Origin of the sequence: Polaromonas sp. (assembly GCF_012927455.1) — a bacterium.
In the GTDB taxonomy this organism is placed as follows: domain Bacteria; phylum Pseudomonadota; class Gammaproteobacteria; order Burkholderiales; family Burkholderiaceae_C; genus Polaromonas.
In genome coordinates this window covers 385,448-402,188 of sequence record NZ_JABBPE010000002.1, presented here as the reverse complement: position 1 = coordinate 402,188, position 16,741 = coordinate 385,448, and the positions used below count along the sequence as shown (strand labels likewise).

The window sequence follows — 16,741 nt, the reverse complement described above, 5'->3', positions numbered from 1 at the left end:
AAAAATACCATGACTGCTATTCCAGAATACTCCCGCGCCGCCGTGCTCCGCAAGTTTAAAGAGCCGCTGAAAATCGAGAACGTCCCGATCCCGAAGAATGTCGAAACCAGCGCCGCGCTGGTGAAGATTGAAGCCTGCTCTATCTGTGGAACGGACGTCCATTTGTGGCAGGGTTCCCTGTCGCTGACCGTGAACCTGCCGGTCATCATCGGCCATGAAATGGTCGGCAGCATCCTGAAGCTCGGCTACGGTGCCGACCGCGATTCCGTGGGCAATCCGCTGCGGGTAGGTGACCGCGTGATCTACACCCACACCGCCTGCGGCAGCTGCTTTTTTTGCACCACGGCGCGCAAGCCCACGCTGTGCATGAACCGGCGTGCCTACATGTACGAGAACATGGAGCAGGAGCCCTACCTGCTTGGCGGCTTTTCGGAATATGGCTACATCCTCCCGCAGGCCGGGCGGCTGAAGGTGCCGGATAACGTGTCCAACGAACTGGCCAGCCTGTCGAGCTGCGCGCTACGCTCCGTGATGAATGCGATGTCCCAGCTGGGCGAGATCGATCCCACCGAGACGGTGGTAATTCAGGGCGCCGGGCCGCTGGGCCTGCTGGCCACGGCCAACGCCAAGGTGCGCGGTGCTCGCAAGGTTATCGTCATCGGTGCGCCGCAGGCCAGGCTTGACCTAGCGCGCGAGTTCGGCGCCGACCTCTGCATTTCTGTCGAAAATACCACGGCCGAAGAACGGCTTGAGCTGGTCAAGTCCCACACCTCCGGGCGCGGGGCCGATATTGTTCTCGAGTTCACGGGTGTGCCGGCGGCGTTCGTCGAAGGTCTGCATCTGGCACGCCGCGGCGCGCGTTACCTGATTGTGGGTCAACTGGGCGAAGGTAAAACCGAATTCCAGCCTTCGCTGATCGTGAAGAAAAACATCACAGTCATTGGCTCCTTCTCGGGCGATGCTCGCAGCTACTCTCTGGCACTCGACTTCATCTCCCGGCACGTGGTCGACTTTCCATTCGAAAAAATGATCACTGGCCGCTACAAGCTCGACGAAGTGAACGTTGCGCTGGAACGCATGAAAAACATGCAGGAAATCAAGCCAGTGATTCTGGTTTGAGGCACATGGGGAATATTTGATGAAGAAATTTTCGCTTGATGTGAGCGGCCCTCTCAAGGACGTCCGTGTCCTCGATCTTTCGCGGCTCGTCGCAGGCAACATGCTGTCGGTCTATCTGGCCGATTTTGGTGCCGATGTGATCAAGATCGAGCGAGGGACCACCGGCGACGATCTTCGCAACTGGCGTGAAGAAGGTCATGACATCTACTGGAAAGTTTATGGGCGCAACAAGCGATCCATGGTGCTGGACCTGAAGTCGCAAGAAGGGTTGGAGCATCTGAAGAAGCTGGTTCGCCATTCGCAGGTGTTCGTCGAGAACTTCGTGCCGGGTGGGCTGGAGAAAATGGGCTTGGCACCCGAACTGTTGCTTGAGCTCAATCCGAGCCTGGTGATAGTGCGAATTTCCGGCTGGGGCCAGACCGGCCCGTTCAACCACAAGCCCGGATTTGGCACCCTGGTCGAAGCCATGTCGGGCTTTGCGTTCCTAAACGGTTACGCGGACCGCCCGCCGGTGCTGCCACCGCTGGCGCTGGCCGACATGATTGCCGGTGTCTATGGCGCAGCCGGGGTGCTGACCGCATTGCGCGTGGCCGAAAAGGACGGGCGAGGGCAAGTGATCGACCTGTCCCTGTTCGAGCCGATTTTCTCGGTAATCGCCTCCGAAGCGACCAAGTACAAGCTCACCGGTGTGCCCACCATGCGCTCGGGAAACCAGTCAACTCACACCGCCCCGCGCAATATCTATGAATGCAGCGACGGAAAATTTGTCGCCATGTCGGGCTCAATGCAGTCAATGGCCATGCGTATTTTCGACGCTATCGGCCATCCGGAGCTGAAGACCGATCCGCGTTTTTGCACGAATGATGTGCGTGTTCTTTATCGCGATGAGCTGGACGCCATCATTGGCAAATTCATTTTCGCGCGCACGCAGGCGCAGAGCCTGGACATCTTTGAAACAGCTGGTGTGACCGTGGGGCCGGTATGCTCCGTGGCCGATCTGCTCGACCACCCATTTGTGGTTGGGCGCGAGGCCATCGTTGAACTGGAAGACTACGAGCTGGGTAGCGTTTCCATGCACAACATCGTGCCGCGTCTTTCTGAAAGCCCGGGCGGCTTTCGCCGGCCTGCACCTGCCTTGGGTGAGCACACCGCAGAAATTCTGGCAGAACTGAATGATCTGCTGTAACGGAAAAAATTCGAAATGACATCTCCCATTTCCGCGCTCGCGTGGCGCTCCATTTTGTTCGTCCCCGCCACCAGCGACCGATTTATCGAAAGCGCCATGCATCAGCCGGCGGATGCCTTGCAGATCGATCTGGAGGACAGCGTGGCGCCGGACCAGAAGGTGCTGGCACGCGAGCGCCTGCCCAGCATTGCCGACCGCTTTGCCGCCGCCGGCTACGACGTGATCGTACGGGTGAATCGTCCGTGGCGCCAGCAGGTGCGGGATCTGGAGGCGTCTGTGCGCCCCTCGGTGATCGCTGTGACCTTGCCAAAAGTGCCCGATGCTCCGGCGGTGCGGGCTGCTGCGGAAATCCTGAGCGAGTTGGAAAGCATTGCAGGCATGGCGGTTGGCCACACGCGGATCATTGCGATGATCGAAGAGGCAGAGGGCCTGCATAACATGGCCGATATCGCTGCGGCACATCCCCGCGTGCAAGGGATTATTGTCGGGGCGGAAGACTTGGCCGTGTCATTGCGCATGGCCGTGGATGATGACGGCCTGTATGTTCCTAATGTGATGGCCGTTGCAGCAGCGCGCCGGGCGAATGTCATGCCCATCGGCTTCATCGGCTCGGTGGCGGATTTTTCCGACGAAATCCAATTCCGGACTAAAGTCCAGCGGGCACGGCGCCTGGGCTTCGAAGGGGCATTCTGCATTCACCCCAAACAGGTTCCCATCCTCAACGAGGGGTTCGCACCGAATCTGCAGGAAGTGAATCACGCGCAGGCCTTGCTGGCGGAGTTTGACTTGCAGGTGGTGGAAGGGCGTGTCGCATTTGCCTTCAAAGGCCGCATGGTGGACCTGCCAGTGGTCGAGCAGGCACGGCTCCTCGTCGCGCGGCATGAGGCTATCCAGCGCCTGAATCAACGCCGTCACTGATGGGGTCATTGCTCCCCGGCGCAAGTGCACCATGCGGGAGTAAAGTAGGCATGCAAGGTTCCGCCATCACGGCACATGCATTCACGTCTACAGGAGAATTCTGTTGAATTTCAGGCAGTTCAGTTATTTTGTCGCCATTGCGGAGCACCGCTCTTTTCTGAAAGCATCGCAGGCGCTGCATATTTCGCAGCCATCGGTAAGTGCCCAGATCAAGTTGCTGGAAGAAGAGATCAACGTGCAACTGTTCGAGCGCCGTTTTGACGGCGCCATACTGACACCGGAAGGGCGCGATTTTCTGGTGCATGCCCACACCGTGCTCGATGCGGTCAACGCGGCGCGCTCCGGCATGCGGGTTCATCAGTCGGCCGAAGTGGGTCGAGTGGCTGTGGGTATTCCGGGCTCACTCACTCCTTTGCTGACGGTCCCATTGATAGAAACGGTTCAACGCGAACTGCCAAATGTGCAGTTGCGAGTGGTTTCAGGATTGTCCGGGCATATCTCCCGATGGTTGCTCGAAGGCGTGATCGATTTTGGTCTTGTCTATGGAAACTCAACAATGGCGGGCCTTGATGTGGAAAAGCTGCTCGAAGAAAACCTGTTTTTGGCTGCGAAGGATGAGGCTGCAGTTGACGGCTTGGTTAACGCCAAGGGCGAGATTCCGGCGCACAAGCTGACAGGTTTACCTTTGGTGCTTCCTGGTCGCGAGCATGGCTTGCGTACGGTGATCGAAGAAGCCCTGAGCAAGGTCGGCGTAGGCCTGCACGTAACCGCAGAATTAGATGCACCGGAGCAGCTCAAGGAAATGGTGCGCCGCACTGGGTGCTACACCATACTGTCGCTTGCGGCTGTACAAAACGATCCAGCCAATGGCGCACTGATTACCTCACGGATTGTCAAGCCAACAATCGATCGCGTGGTTTTGATTGCCCACACCAGTGGAAGACCACTTTCGCGCGCGGCGCGGCGCGTAGAGGATACCCTCAAGGCGCTGCTGACAGAAGAGCTTGCTAAAGGGTGGTGGAAAACTGCCAGCGGCAGTTAAAACTGCCTTTTAGGTCGCTTTTGTGGGCTGGTGATGTCAAATTGCATGGGAGATCGAGTCTTTGAATGCATAAGAATCGATTTCTTTACTAGCTACTCGCAACTTTAGAACAGAGAAAACATGCAGACGTGAAAACAGACATTTGCACCCTTGATGCCGCCACCTTTGCCAATCTGCAAGACTGGTTCGGCAAGACCGAAACCCTGAGCGATGACATCGCCGCCGCGCCGCCGCGCGGGCTGTCCGCGACACTGGTCCGCGACGATGCTGCGCCTGTGCCGGGCACGGCGCTGCCGCCGTTGTGGCACTGAATGTATTTTTTGCCGCAGCCGCACCAAAGCGAGATTGGGCCCGATGGTCACGCCAGGCGCGGTGGTTTTCTGCCGCCCGTGCCGCAGCCGCGCCGCATGTGGGCCGGTGGCCGGCTGAATTGGCTACTGGACAATCCGCTGCGCGTGGTTAATGCGGTGCGGCGTATCTCGCGCATCGGGTCTGTGACGCACAAGACCGGCCGCAGAGGTGACCTGCTGTTTGTGCTGGTCAAGCAGGAAGTTCATAACGAAAAGGGCTTGGCCATCACCGAAGAGCATGACATCGTGTACCGCGCTGCGGCCCAGCCCGGAGACCCGGCGCCGCCGTCCTTACCTGCTGAGAAAGACGCCACCTGGCAGGGCAAAATCGTGCCCGACGACGTGCTGCTGTTCCGCTATTCGGCGTTGGCCTTCAACGGCCACCGGATTCACTACGACCGCCAATACGTTACCGAGGCCGAAGGCTATCCGGGCCTGATCGTGCACGGCCCGCTGATTGCCACGCTGCTGGTTGATCTGTTGCGCCGCCATGCGCCAGACGCGGTCATCAAGCGCTTTGATTTCAAGGCGCTGCGGCCAACGGTCGATTTGCAGCCGATGCGTATCGAGCGCCAGCCCTCGGCCGATGTCAAGAGCGTGCGCTGATGGGCGGAAGACCACGAAGGCTGGCTCACCATGCAAGCCAGCGCCGAGCTGGCTTGACCCCATTTTTAAACTACCAAACACCTTCATGATCAAAACCACCACCGACAAATACCAGGAAATCCGCGACGCGGTGCGCGCGCTGTGCGCCGAATTTCCTGACGACTACCACCGCAAGATTGATGAAAAACGCGGCTACCCCGAGGCTTTTGTCACGGCACTGACCCGGGCCGGCTGGCTCGCCGCGATGATTCCGCAGGAGTATGGCGGCTCGGGGCTGGGCCTGGCTGAGGCTTCGGTCATCATGGAAGAGATCAACCGCAGCGGCGGCAACGCCGGCGCCTGCCACGGCCAGATGTACAACATGGGCACGCTGCTGCGCCATGGCTCGCAGGCGCAAAAAGAGCTGTACCTGCCGAAGATCGCCAGCGGCGAGTGGCGCCTGCAATCGATGGGTGTGACCGAGCCGAGTACCGGCACCGACACCACCAAGATCAAGACCATGGCCGTCAAAAAAGGTGACCGCTACGTCATCAATGGGCAAAAGGTCTGGATCTCGCGCGTACAGCATTCGGACTGGATGATTTTGCTGGCGCGCACCACCGTGCTGGCCGAGGTAAAGAAAAAGACCGAGGGCATGTCGATTTTTATGGTCGACTTGCGCCAGGCCGAAAAATCGGGCATGACGGTACGGCCGATTCCCAACATGGTGAACCACGAAACCAACGAGCTGTTCTTCGAAAACCTTGAAATCCCTGAAGAAAACCTGATCGGCCAGGAAGGCCAGGGTTTCAAATACATTCTGGACGGGCTAAACGCCGAGCGCACGCTGATTGCGGCCGAGTGCATTGGCGACGGCTACTGGTTCATAGACCGCGTGACCAAATACGTCAGCGAGCGCGTGGTGTTCGGCCGCCCCATCGGGCAAAACCAGGGCGTGCAGTTCCCCATCGCCGAAAGCTACATTGAGGTGGAGGCCGCCAACCTGATGCGTTTCAAGGCCTGCGAACTGTTCGACGCCCAGCAGCCCTGCGGCGCCGAGGCCAACATGGCCAAGTACCTCGCCGCCAAGGCCTCCTGGGAGGCAGCCAACGCCTGCATTCAGTTTCACGGCGGCTTTGGCTTTGCCAACGAATACGACGTGGAGCGCAAGTTCCGGGAAACACGGCTGTACCAGGTCGCGCCGATATCGACCAACCTGATCTTGAGTTACGTGGCCGAGCACCTGCTGGGCCTGCCGCGCTCATTCTGAATTCCGGAAGACCGCCATGACCCGACCCCTTGACGGCATCACCGTCGTCTCTCTCGAACACGCGATCGCCGCGCCGTTCTGCACGCGCCAGCTGGCCGACCTGGGCGCGCGCGTCATCAAGGTAGAGCGCCCTGGTGGCGGCGATTTTGCCCGCGACTACGACGCCCGCGTGAAGGGCCTGGCCTCGCACTTTGTCTGGACCAACCGCTCCAAGGAAAGCCTGACGCTGGACCTGAAACAGCCGGGCGCGCTGGCAGCGCTGAAGGAGTTGCTGGGTCAGGCCGACGTGCTGGTGCAAAACCTCGCGCCCGGCGCGGCGGCGCGCATGGGGCTGTCGTTTGGCGCGCTGAGCCAGCAACACCCCAAGCTGATCGTCTGCGACATCTCCGGCTATGGCGACGACGGCCCCTACCGCGACAAGAAAGCCTACGACTTGCTGATCCAGAGCGAGGCGGGTTTTCTCTCCGTCACCGGAACGCCTGATGCGCCCAGCAAGGCGGGCAATTCAATCGCCGACATTGCGGCCGGCATGTACGCCTACACCAGCATCCTGTCGGCGCTGCTGCTGCGCGGCAAGACCGGCCAAGGCAGCCACATCGACGTGTCCATGCTGGAATCGCTGGCCGAATGGATGAACTACCCGATGTACTACGCGTTTGACGGCGCGCCGCCGCCGCCGCGCAGCGCCGCCGCGCACGCCAGCATCTATCCCTATGGCCCGTTTGCCGCCGGTGACGGCGGCACCGTGATGCTTGGCCTGCAGAACGAGCGCGAGTGGAAGGGCTTTTGCGAGGGGGTGCTGCAAGACGCCGGTCTGGCCAGCGACCCGCGCTTTGACAGCAATGCGCGGCGCAATGAGCACCGCGCGGCGCTTCAGGCCATCATCCTCGGAGTGTTCGGCAAGCTCAGCACCGAGCAGGTGCTGCAGCGACTGGACGCGGCGCAAATTGCCAACGCCCGCATGAACGACATGGCCGGTTTGTGGGCGCACCCGCAGCTCAAGGCACGCGGGCGCTGGCAAGAGGTGGGCTCGCCGGCGGGCAGCATTCCGGCACTGCTGCCACCCGGGCGCAGCAACCGCTTTGACTACCGCATGGACCCGGTGCCTGCCGTGGGCCAGCACACCGAGGCCATCCTGCGTGAGCTGGGGCAGGGCGACGCAGCGATTGCCGCGCTGCGTGCCAACGGCGCCATTTGATGCCTCTGCAAGCCAAGCGCCAGAACACCTAACTGCTATTAAAATAATAGCTACTTGCGCCCGCTGTATATGGGCTGCAGGCCTTTTTTGTTCCAAAGGATGATTTTCATGAGTTCTCCCACTGCCCAACTCGCAGCCTTCGCCGCCGGCCTGCGTTTCAACACCATTCCCGAGCCAGTAGTGCGCCGTGCCGAGGACCTGCTGGTTGACTGGTTTGGTTCGGCCGTCGCTGGCCACGGTGCGCGGCAAGTAACAAGCATCACGCGCTTTGCCCAGGCCATGGGCCCGGCCGGTGCAGAGGCGGGCCCGGCTGAAATCATCGTCAACCGCGCGCGCACCAGTCCCTACCTGGCCGCCATGGCCAACGCCGCCGCCTCGCATCTGGCCGAGCAGGACGATGTGCACAACGGCTCGGTGTTTCACCCGGCCACGGTGGTTTTTCCGGCGGCGCTGGCCACCGCGCAGGCGCTGGGCGCCAGCGGGCAGCAGCTGCTGACGGCCTGCGTGGCGGGCTACGAGGTCGGTATTCGCGTCGGTGAATTCCTCGGACGCTCGCACTACAAGGTGTTTCACACGACCGGAACAGCCGGCACGCTGGCCGCCGCCGCCGCCGTGGGCCAGCTGCTGGGGCTGGACGCGCAGCAGATGCAGCACGCCTTCGGCTCGGCTGGCACGCAGTCGGCCGGGCTCTGGGAGTTCTTGCGCACGGCGTCCGACAGCAAGCAGCTGCACACGGCGCACGCCGCCGCTGCCGGGCTGATGTCGGCCTACCTCGCGCAGGACGGCTTCACCGGTGCCGCGCAGATTTTTGAAGGACCGCAGGGCATGGCGGCCGGCATGTCGAGCGATGCCGACGTTGCCAAACTGACTGATGGCCTGCCTGGAAATGGAAAGGGAAAGGAAGGGCGCTGGGCCACCGCCGAGACCTCGTTCAAGTACCACGCCTGCTGCCGCCACACCCATCCGGCCGCCGATGCCTTGCTGCAGGTGATGCAAACGCACGCTTTACAGCCCGATGACCTGGCGCGCGTTGTGACGCATGTACACCAGGCGGCGATCGACGTGCTGGGTGCGGTGCTGCGGCCTGCCACGGTGCACCAGAGCAAATTTTCCATGGGCACGGTCCTGGGCCTGGTGGCGCGTTTCGGCCACGCCGGGCTGGCTGAGTTCGAGCAGCATTTTCTGGACGACGCCACGCAAAGCCTGCGTGAGCGGGTAACGATGGAACTTGACCCCGAGGTCGATGGCGCCTATCCGCAGCGCTGGATCGGCAAAGTTACGGTGCACACGACGGACGGCCGCGTGTTGCAAGGCCGCGTCGATGAGCCCAAGGGCGACCCCGGCAATACCTTGAGCCGCGCCGAGATCACGGCCAAGGCCTTGCGCCTGGCGGCGTTCAGCGGCGGCGCCACGGCCGTCGAAATGCAGGCCGCCGTGGATGCGCTGTGGCAGGTGGCGCAGTGGCCGCGCGTGGGGCTGTTGCTGGCAGCTACGCCCTGACCTGAAGGGCTTACCCCGTCGCTCAGCCCTTTGATCAGTCTGGCGCGCTCCTTCCGCCTCCTGTTGGTTCTGGCCAACTGGCCTGAAAGCCGGTTTGCATGCCACCCGCGCGCTGGCCGCCACGCGCTGACGGGGTTTATCCGAATTTTCGGCGTAGCCGATTTGGGTGAGAATAGCTGCCTATTCAGTTACACGATTCTTTGAAGAAGTGCTGAATCAACCCTGGAACCCCTATGAAACTCAAGCTCCAATTCAAGACTCTGCTCACGGCCTCTTTGTCGGTATTCGTGGCCGGCCTGGCCGCCCCCGCGTCGGCGCAGGCGCCGTTCCCCGACCATCCAATTTCGATGATCGTGCCCTTCGCGGCCGGTGGCCCGACTGATGCGGTGGCTCGCATGATCTCCATTCCCATGGGCAAGGCGCTGGGCCAGACCGTGCTGGTGGAAAACGTGGTGGGCGCGGGCGGCACGATAGGCGCCACCAAGGCGGCGCGCGCCGCGCCCAATGGCTACACCATATTCCTGCACCACATGGGCATGTCGACGGCGCCGGCGCTCTACAAAAAGCTGGCCTTTGATCCGCTGAAGGACTTCGAGTACATCGCCCAGGTGGTTGACGTGCCTATGACGCTGCTGGCGCGCAAGGACTTTCCGGCCAACAACCTCACAGAGCTGCAGGCCTACCTGAAGACCAACAAGGACAAGGTGTCGCTGGCCAATGCCGGCCTGGGCGCGGTCTCGCATTTGTGCGGCCTGATGTTCATGAGCCAGATCGGCGTCGAGCTCACCACCGTTCCCTACAAGGGCACGGGCCCGGCCATGAACGACTTGCTGGGCGGCCAAGTGGACTTGTTGTGCGACCAAACCACGCAGACCGTGCCCATGATCAAGGAGGGCCGCGTCAAGGTGTTTGGCGCGACCACACTCAAGCGCCTGTCATCCCTGCCCAATGTACCGACGCTGGACGAACAGGGCCTGAAGGGGTTCGAGGTCAAGGTCTGGCACGGCATGTATGCGCCCAAGGGCACGCCCAAGCCGATTCTTGACAAGATCACCGCCGCGCTGCAGACCGCGATGCAGGATCCCATGGTCAAGCAGCGCCTGGCCGATTTGAGTTCCGAAGTTGTGCCGATGGACAAGATGAATGGCCCCAGCCTGAAGACCCACCTGGAAGCCGAGATCGCCAAATGGGGACCGGTCATCAAGAAGGCTGGCGTTTACGCCGATTGACAGTGTTTTAGCCTCGCGCCCTTACAAAGAGGGCGGAACGCGCTATAAAAACAGTAGCATTTAACGGCCTTGGGCGGCAACGCCCAGGGCCGTTTTGCTTTCCGGAGCGAGCGTGTTGCCGATCCGGCTGGACCGCACCGAGGCCGGCTGCCCGGCCAGGTTTCTGTCTTTGTGCGCTATAAAAATAATAGCTGCTTAAGCCCATGTCTATTGGGCTGTAGCCTGGTTAACTACGTCGAAGTCACTAAAATGTTTGAGCTGAGCGGAAGCCTGACGGTGAACATGCTGCCGAGCATCTTGCCGTCGCTTTTTGCCTCCACCTGACCGCCGTGCGCCTCCACCAGATCGCGCACCACCGTCAGCCCAATACCCAAACCGCTTTTGTCAAAGGCCGTTGCGTGCGCATCCTGAACAAAAGGCTCGAAAATATCGGGCAAGGTCTCGGCAGTGATGCCGATGCCGTTGTCGACCACTGTGAGGGCCAGGAAATCGCCCTCGGCCTGCATTGACAGCCCGATCATTCCGCCCTCGGGCGTGTATTTTGATGCGTTGTCCAGGAGATTGGTGAGGATTTGCGTCAGTCGAACCGCATCGCCGTCCACTTCCGTCCGATACGGCGGCAGCTGCAGGTCGAACTGCTGCAGGCGCGAGTCCATGCCGGGCCGACAGGCTCTCACCACGTTATCAACCAGACCTGCCATGTCGACCGGGCGCTTTTCAATGCGCAGCTTGCCCGCACTCGCGCGGGATAAATCCAGCAGGTCTCCAACCAGCCGCGACATCGTGCTCAATTGCCTTTCAATGATGGCCTGAACTTGTCCCAAAAGCGGCTCGACGCTGGGAATGCGGCTCAGCAAGGCTGCGGCATTGCGCAGCGGCGCCAGCGGGTTACGCAGTTCATGGGCCAGGATTCCGAGGAAAACGGCCTGCTGGCGCCGCGCGCGTTCGGCCGCCTCTACCAGCTGCCGCGCGCCCAATGCGGATACCAGCAGCTCGGTGTTCGCCTCTTGCATGTCGGCTTGGTGCAGGGCCTGTTCGGCCAGCGCGGTATAGCGCTGAACCACCGGCTTTCGCAGCGGCGCCAGCGTCAATTCGCTGTCGGCCTTCTCGCCAGGCGAATCGCCGGCGGGGCTTTGCCATTTGGCCCGGTACATGGCGGCCACCGCCTGATCAATCAGGCTGTCAACCTGCTCACTGTCTTCCGGATAAATGCTGATGCCGACATTGGCGCTCAGGCGCAGCTCATGGTCGTTGAAGCGGGCGGGCGCGCCGAGCGCTGCGACTATTTTTTCAGCAAGAGCGACGGCTTCAGAAGCTTGCTGCACGTCAGGCAGCAATATCAAAAACTCGACGCTGCCGTGGCGGCTCACGGTGGCTTGCGCGCCTGCAGCGCTGGTCAGGCATCGGGTCGCATGCATCAACACCTGATCGCCCACCGCTGCGCCCATCGAGTCACGGATCTCCTTGAAGTTGCTGATTTCCATCAGCAGCAAGGCCACACGCCCGCCGCGCTGCTTGGCCTCCGCCACGGCCAGTGCCAGACGGGCACGCAGCAGCAAGCGGTTGGGCAGTTCGGTCAGCGCGTCAAGTTGTGCCGCCTCCACCGCTTCGTGCAGTGCGCGCTGGCTGATTTCGGCAGCCTTCTGGGCATTGAGGGTCGCCAGCACCAGTTGCTCGTTGGCTTCAAGCAGCCGGGCTGCTTGCGACTGGCCCTGCCGGGTCTGCGCTGTCTCCAGTTCCCTGAGCAGCCTGGCCAGGTCGGCGCGTGCCTCGCCGGTTTGCTGCTCAATTCGCGCCAGTTCCCGGGCGGCGTCGGCAACCTGGACACGCTGGCTATTGTGGCTATTGTGGCTTTCGTCCAGGTCAGCAGGGGTGTTCATCATGTGCCTTGGGTCTGCCGCGCCCGGCCGCCCTTGCCCGCCGGCCCGGCTTCACCCGCTTCGGGTTCGTTGCGGCGGGTAGGGCGCCCGCCCAGCAGTCCCTCCTGCTCGGTCAGCATGTCGCCGACATGAATGCCGTCCGCGGCAATGCTGTACTCGCGCAACTCGTTGGAATGCATGCTGGCGCGCACTTTGACGACGGCCATCACCCGGCGCAAGCGGCTGTCCAGTTCGATGTAACGCTGCACAACGATGGCATCGGTCAGAAAGGCTGTGCCATAAGGGCTGAAGCGCAGGTCGCTGTAACGATCTTCCAGCTCGGAGGTCATCAGCACCGTGACGCCCTCGCGAGACAGCGTGGTGACCATACGCAACATCGACTCACGAAAATCGTCACGAAAGGTGGGCGCTAATTTAAGCTCAAAACCCGACAGCGAATCGATCACCACGCGCTTCGCCTTGAGGCGGCGCACCTCCTTCATCAGCCAGTACAACACTTCATCGATGGAGATGTCGTCACCCTCGGTATCGACCAGGCCGACCTTGCCGGTTTTGATCAGCTCGTCCATCGGGCGGTTGCGCGTCGGGCTGGGGCGCTGCTCAAAGGCCACCAGCACGCCGGTCTCGCCGCAGCGCACACCTTCTGCCAGAAAGGAAGACGCAAGAATGCTTTTGCCCGAGCCTGAGGGGCCGGCTATCAGCATGGAATAGCCGCGCGGCAGGCCGCCCCCGAGCATCTCGTCAAGGCGGCCAATGCCGGTCTGCACGCGTTCGCCGGTCGCTTCAACCGGTGGCTCTAGCTGCTTGCCAGCGCCGGCCGGTGCAAACACCTGCACGCCCTCGCGGCCGATGCGAAACGAGTGCAAGCCCGCCAGGGTTGACTGGCCGCGCATCTTCAGGATTTCCAGTTTGCGCACCATGGAGTTGCGCTGCACCGACTGGCGCAGCCAGATCAGGCCATCTGCCACGGTGAACACCGGATTGGCATCGGTCTCGGTGAAATATTCGCCGATAAGAAAAGTCGTGGCGTGCCAGCTGGTCATCAGCATGGCGAGTTGCTGCATGAACAGCTGCAGCTCATTGCCCGGATTGCTGCCAGTGGCCCCGCTGGCACCAGCAGTGCCGGCCAGTACAACCGAGCGGAAAGAGTCGACAAACACCAGTGCAGGGTCATGCTTTTTTACTTCCGCCGCGATGCGCGCCAGCACCACCGCCAGGTCGCCCGTCAACGCTTCTTCGCTCAGATTGACGAAGTGCACTGAGTGGTTGATCTTGTCGCTGTCGAAAAAATCAAACTGCTGCTGATAGCGCAGCATTTTGATAGAAGGCTCACCCAGCACCGTCAAGAACAGCGCGGGGCGTTTTGGCGTGGCCAGCGCGAACATGATCTGATGCGCCAGCGTGGTCTTGCCGCAGCCAGGCGGCCCGGCAATCAGGTTAAAGGAAAACTCCGGTAGGCCACCGCCAATTATCTCGTCCAGGCCGGGTACGCCGGTGGGCAGGCGGTTGATGGTCACCTTGCGGGTCATGACAATTTTTCCTCAGTGGTGGGTTCGTTCAATGAGTGTTCCCAGATGGACCCAAGCAGGCGATGCGTCAGCGACGGGCTGATCAAGCTGCCAAGCACTTCGTAGAACGCCTGCAAGTGGGCGCCGCCGCCAGCTGCAGCGCTCGCACTGTCTTGCCCCTTCAGTGCGGCTTTCAATGCAGTCAAATCCATTGTGGTTTCAACGCCTTCATGGGCCGGCGCCAGCCAGGGATGGCCGGTGCGCGCCATGTGAAGACTGCGTTCGTAAAGCGCTGCAAGGCCGCGCTTGCCGATGACGGGGGCGAGGGCGCTTTCAATTTTCACCCAGGTCGAAACAATTGCGCTGGCTAGGCGGGCCACGTCCGCGCCCTGTGCTGCCAGTTGCCCCAGACCGTGTGTAAGCCCGTTACTTTCCTGATGTTCCATAAAGACAAATAGGTTTTTGGCAATAACGCTACGTTACTGCTTTTTGGCATTTGGCAATGCGGAATAATCGTCCCGATGACAGGGCAACGATTGCGATTAACAAGTTTTACAGGAGCTAACAGCTTACAGATTTTGGTGCCAGAGTTCTGTGCGGCACTGCACATACGGCAAGATCGGTTTGTTTAGTGGCTGCAGCAGGTTTCGGCCGGCAGTCTTACAAAAATTCGGCCACCTTCACCTTCTTGTCCCATTTGACATTCGCTTAGGATTCGAAGTCTACAAACTGCAAGGGTCTGAACCTATGCCTTATCAGCTTCACTACTGGCCGACGATTCAGGGGCGCGGCGAATTTGTCCGTTTGGCGCTAGAGGCGGCGGGCGCCAGTTACGTCGACGTGGCGAGGGGCGCAGAAGGTAAAGATGTTGACGCGATGCTGCAGTTCATGGAAAGCCCCCAGCTGACGCAGCCGCCGTTTGCCCCGCCATTTTTAATTGACGGCGAGGTCATCGTCGGCCAAACGGCGGCCATTTTGCTGTACTTGGGCCCGCGCCTGGGCCTGGTGGGCAAGAGTGAGCGCCGGCGCCTGTGGACGCACCAGATTCAGCTGACCATTGCCGACCTGGTGGCCGAGGCGCATGACACGCACCACCCGCTGGGCTCGGGCGCGTACTACGAAGATCAGAAGAAAGAGGCTGTCGCGCGCGCCAAGGACTTTCGGCTGGTGCGTGTGCCGAAGTTTTTGGCCTGGTTTGAAAGCCTGCTGGCGCGTAACCCGCGCAAGACGCGGAGTAGCGCGCATCTGGTCGGTGGGCGGCTGAGCTATGCCGACCTGTCGCTGTTTCAGCTGGTCGATGGCCTGCTCTACGCCTTTCCCAGAGCGACGCGGCGCGCCTTGAAAAAGGCGCCGCTGGTGGCCGCGCTGCATGACAGCGTGGCGCAGCATAAGCGCGTGGCGGCCTACCTGGCGAGCGAGCGGCGCATTGCTTTCAACGAAGAAGGCATTTTTCGCCACTATCCGGAGCTTGACGGCTGAGTCTACACGCAGTGCGCAGCCGTGCATGCTATTGTTTTAATAGCTGCTTGCGCCCTATTTGATTGGGCTTCGGGATTTTTTATTGATTTTTACTTGGCACCGGTAAGTTGGCTTGCGGCTTCGGCTATCCCGACTACAAAAGATGTCCTTGTCGCAGCGCCACCGGTTTCTCCACGTCTGTGCGGTGTTCTCCTACAACTGGTTTTGAGCTTGCCTGACCACCGTCTGCCGCGTTGCCGGCCAAGATATGGAAGTCGACCGAAATGAACTGTCTTTTGGCACCCGTTTTGGGCGTTCGCGCTTCCTCGCGATTCGTGTCTTTACCTTTTTACAGGAAACATCATGGCAAGAGAAAACAATCAGAATCTTGATCCGATCAGCCAGGAACCGGGCGCCCACCCTGTGGGTACCGGCGTAGGCGCGGTCGTCGGTGGAGCCGGGGCAGGCGCGGCCGCAGGTGCCTTTGGCGGCCCTGTGGGCGCCTTGGTGGGTGGTGTGGTCGGTGCCGTAGCCGGTGGCCTGGGCGGCAAAGCCGCCGCTGAAGCCATCAATCCCACGGCTGAAGAAGCCTATTGGCGCGACAACTACCACCGCGAACCCTACTACGAAACCGGCCGAACCTTCGACGACTACGGCCCGGCCTACCGTCTTGGGCTGGAGGCGCGTGGCGACTATATCGGCACGTTTGAGCAGACCGAAAGCCGGCTGGCGACGCATTGGGACGTCAGAAAAGAGCGTTCCACCCTTAATTGGGATCAGGCCAAGGTGGCCAGCCGCGCGGCTTGGAACCGTATCGACAGGCAACTGGAATCGGAAGCGCAATTGGGTAGCGGCGCCTCCCGGAGCAGCTACCCGGACATTGCCCGCGGCACGGCTGCCACTTTGAATAATGACGGCGTAGACAGCGATGCCATGGACAACGGTGATATGGATAACGACGATGTGATCGATACCCTCAATAACCTGCTGGAATCTTGCCGCGATGGTGAGTATGGCTTTCGGGAGTGCGGCTCTCACACCGTGGCGCAGGACATCAAGACACTGATGCTGCGCCATGCCGACGAATGCCGTGACGCCAGCGTGGAACTGCAGGGGCTGATCCTGCAATTGGGTGGCAAGCCTGATGAAGGTGGCTCCATGAGCGGCACGCTGCACCGGGGCTGGGTGTCCGTGCGCGGCACGCTGACGGGTTACAGCGACGAGGGCATGCTCGACGAATGTGAACGTGGCGAAGACGCGGCTTTGGCCCGCTACCGTAAAGCGCTGAAGGAAGACCTGCCGGCGGCCATCAAGGCCGTGGTGGAACGCCAGGCGCAAGGCGCCCAGCGCAGCCACGACCAGGTCAAGGCTTTGCGCGACGCCGTAAAAACCTCGGATTAGATCGCTTTAAAAAGCAGCGTGCCATTGGCCTGGTAGCGCAATCGACAAAAACGTTTTATTGCTGACCCCATGGCCCAGCAACCCGGGGGCGGCATTA

Annotated in this window: 13 protein-coding genes and 1 pseudogene; 11 read left to right on the top strand and 3 right to left on the bottom strand. The window is 61.1% G+C overall.

Translation table 11 applies throughout. The annotated features are described in order from the left end of the window. Nucleotides 1-9 precede the first annotated feature (9 nt). The 9 genes and pseudogenes from HHJ18_RS02435 (at nt 10) to HHJ18_RS02395 (ending at nt 10,397) form a co-directional block, all read left to right on the top strand. Entirely contained in the window at nt 10-1,119 is a 1,110-nt protein-coding gene (locus HHJ18_RS02435; RefSeq protein WP_296911174.1) for a zinc-binding dehydrogenase, read from the top strand. A 19-nt stretch (nt 1,120-1,138) separates the two neighbouring features. After that, the gene (locus tag HHJ18_RS02430) at nt 1,139-2,305 is read left to right on the top strand and encodes a CoA transferase (RefSeq protein ID WP_296911172.1); all 1,167 of its coding nucleotides are present in this window, start codon (nt 1,139-1,141) and stop codon (nt 2,303-2,305) included. 15 nt (nt 2,306-2,320) lie between these two features. After that, complete coding sequence (locus HHJ18_RS02425) at nt 2,321-3,223, top strand: CoA ester lyase (protein WP_296911170.1); 903 nt, start codon at nt 2,321-2,323, stop codon at nt 3,221-3,223. Between the two features lie 103 nt (nt 3,224-3,326). Further along, complete coding sequence (locus tag HHJ18_RS02420; RefSeq protein ID WP_296911168.1) at nt 3,327-4,265, top strand: LysR family transcriptional regulator; 939 nt, start codon at nt 3,327-3,329, stop codon at nt 4,263-4,265. A gap of 128 nt (nt 4,266-4,393) precedes the next feature. After that, a pseudogene (locus HHJ18_RS02415) lies at nt 4,394-5,221 on the top strand (acyl-CoA dehydrogenase). A gap of 85 nt (nt 5,222-5,306) precedes the next feature. Then, nucleotides 5,307-6,470 (top strand): acyl-CoA dehydrogenase family protein, encoded by a 1,164-nt coding sequence (locus tag HHJ18_RS02410; RefSeq protein ID WP_296911166.1) that lies wholly within the window; start codon nt 5,307-5,309, stop codon nt 6,468-6,470. 16 nt (nt 6,471-6,486) lie between these two features. Next, entirely contained in the window at nt 6,487-7,668 is a 1,182-nt protein-coding gene (locus HHJ18_RS02405; RefSeq protein WP_296911163.1) for a CaiB/BaiF CoA-transferase family protein, read from the top strand. Between the two features lie 108 nt (nt 7,669-7,776). Then, complete coding sequence (locus tag HHJ18_RS02400) at nt 7,777-9,168, top strand: MmgE/PrpD family protein (RefSeq protein WP_296911161.1); 1,392 nt, start codon at nt 7,777-7,779, stop codon at nt 9,166-9,168. Nucleotides 9,169-9,401: 233 nt separating this feature from the next. Beyond that, nucleotides 9,402-10,397 (top strand): tripartite tricarboxylate transporter substrate binding protein BugD, encoded by a 996-nt coding sequence (locus HHJ18_RS02395; protein ID WP_296911159.1) that lies wholly within the window; start codon nt 9,402-9,404, stop codon nt 10,395-10,397. A 230-nt stretch (nt 10,398-10,627) separates the two neighbouring features. Here the strand turns inward: HHJ18_RS02395 and HHJ18_RS02390 are convergent, their stop codons facing one another. Genes HHJ18_RS02390 through HHJ18_RS02380 form a run of 3 tightly spaced genes read right to left on the bottom strand, consistent with a single transcriptional unit; the run spans nt 10,628 to nt 14,231 of the window. Beyond that, on the bottom strand, nt 10,628-12,277 hold the full coding sequence (locus tag HHJ18_RS02390) for a diguanylate cyclase (protein WP_296911157.1): 1,650 nt from the start codon (nt 12,275-12,277) through the stop codon (nt 10,628-10,630). Next, entirely contained in the window at nt 12,277-13,806 is a 1,530-nt protein-coding gene (locus HHJ18_RS02385; protein WP_296911155.1) for an ATPase domain-containing protein, read from the bottom strand. The genes HHJ18_RS02390 and HHJ18_RS02385 overlap by 1 nt, the downstream gene beginning before the upstream one ends. Next, nucleotides 13,803-14,231 (bottom strand): hypothetical protein, encoded by a 429-nt coding sequence (locus HHJ18_RS02380; protein ID WP_296911153.1) that lies wholly within the window; start codon nt 14,229-14,231, stop codon nt 13,803-13,805. Before HHJ18_RS02380 ends, HHJ18_RS02385 begins: the two co-directional genes overlap by 4 nt. Nucleotides 14,232-14,532: 301 nt before the next feature. Here HHJ18_RS02380 and HHJ18_RS02375 point away from each other — a divergent pair, with 301 nt between their 5' ends. Together HHJ18_RS02375 and HHJ18_RS02370 are read left to right on the top strand one after the other, a co-directional pair. Next, nucleotides 14,533-15,264: a glutathione S-transferase gene (locus HHJ18_RS02375; RefSeq protein WP_296911151.1), complete on the top strand. Its 732-nt coding sequence runs from the start codon at nt 14,533-14,535 to the stop codon at nt 15,262-15,264. Between the two features lie 342 nt (nt 15,265-15,606). Continuing rightward, a complete protein-coding gene (locus HHJ18_RS02370; RefSeq protein ID WP_296911148.1) occupies nt 15,607-16,644 on the top strand; it encodes a PA2169 family four-helix-bundle protein in 1,038 nt (345 codons plus the stop codon). Nucleotides 16,645-16,741: the final 97 nt, after the last annotated feature.

Excerpts from the sequence above, each read along its gene's own strand:
- HHJ18_RS02395 (WP_296911159.1), top strand. The coding sequence starts at position 9,402 with ATGAAACTCAAGCTCCAATTCAAGACTCTGCTCACGGCCTCTTTGTCG.
- HHJ18_RS02370 (WP_296911148.1), top strand. The coding sequence starts at position 15,607 with ATGGCAAGAGAAAACAATCAGAATCTTGATCCGATCAGCCAGGAACCG.
- HHJ18_RS02385 (WP_296911155.1), bottom strand. The coding sequence starts at position 13,806 with ATGACCCGCAAGGTGACCATCAACCGCCTGCCCACCGGCGTACCCGGC.
- HHJ18_RS02430 (WP_296911172.1), top strand. The coding sequence starts at position 1,139 with ATGAAGAAATTTTCGCTTGATGTGAGCGGCCCTCTCAAGGACGTCCGT.
- HHJ18_RS02425 (WP_296911170.1), top strand. The coding sequence starts at position 2,321 with ATGACATCTCCCATTTCCGCGCTCGCGTGGCGCTCCATTTTGTTCGTC.
- HHJ18_RS02405 (WP_296911163.1), top strand. The coding sequence starts at position 6,487 with ATGACCCGACCCCTTGACGGCATCACCGTCGTCTCTCTCGAACACGCG.
- HHJ18_RS02380 (WP_296911153.1), bottom strand. The coding sequence starts at position 14,231 with ATGGAACATCAGGAAAGTAACGGGCTTACACACGGTCTGGGGCAACTG.
- HHJ18_RS02435 (WP_296911174.1), top strand. The coding sequence starts at position 10 with ATGACTGCTATTCCAGAATACTCCCGCGCCGCCGTGCTCCGCAAGTTT.
- HHJ18_RS02400 (WP_296911161.1), top strand. The coding sequence starts at position 7,777 with ATGAGTTCTCCCACTGCCCAACTCGCAGCCTTCGCCGCCGGCCTGCGT.
- HHJ18_RS02390 (WP_296911157.1), bottom strand. The coding sequence starts at position 12,277 with ATGAACACCCCTGCTGACCTGGACGAAAGCCACAATAGCCACAATAGC.
- HHJ18_RS02375 (WP_296911151.1), top strand. The coding sequence starts at position 14,533 with ATGCCTTATCAGCTTCACTACTGGCCGACGATTCAGGGGCGCGGCGAA.
- HHJ18_RS02410 (WP_296911166.1), top strand. The coding sequence starts at position 5,307 with ATGATCAAAACCACCACCGACAAATACCAGGAAATCCGCGACGCGGTG.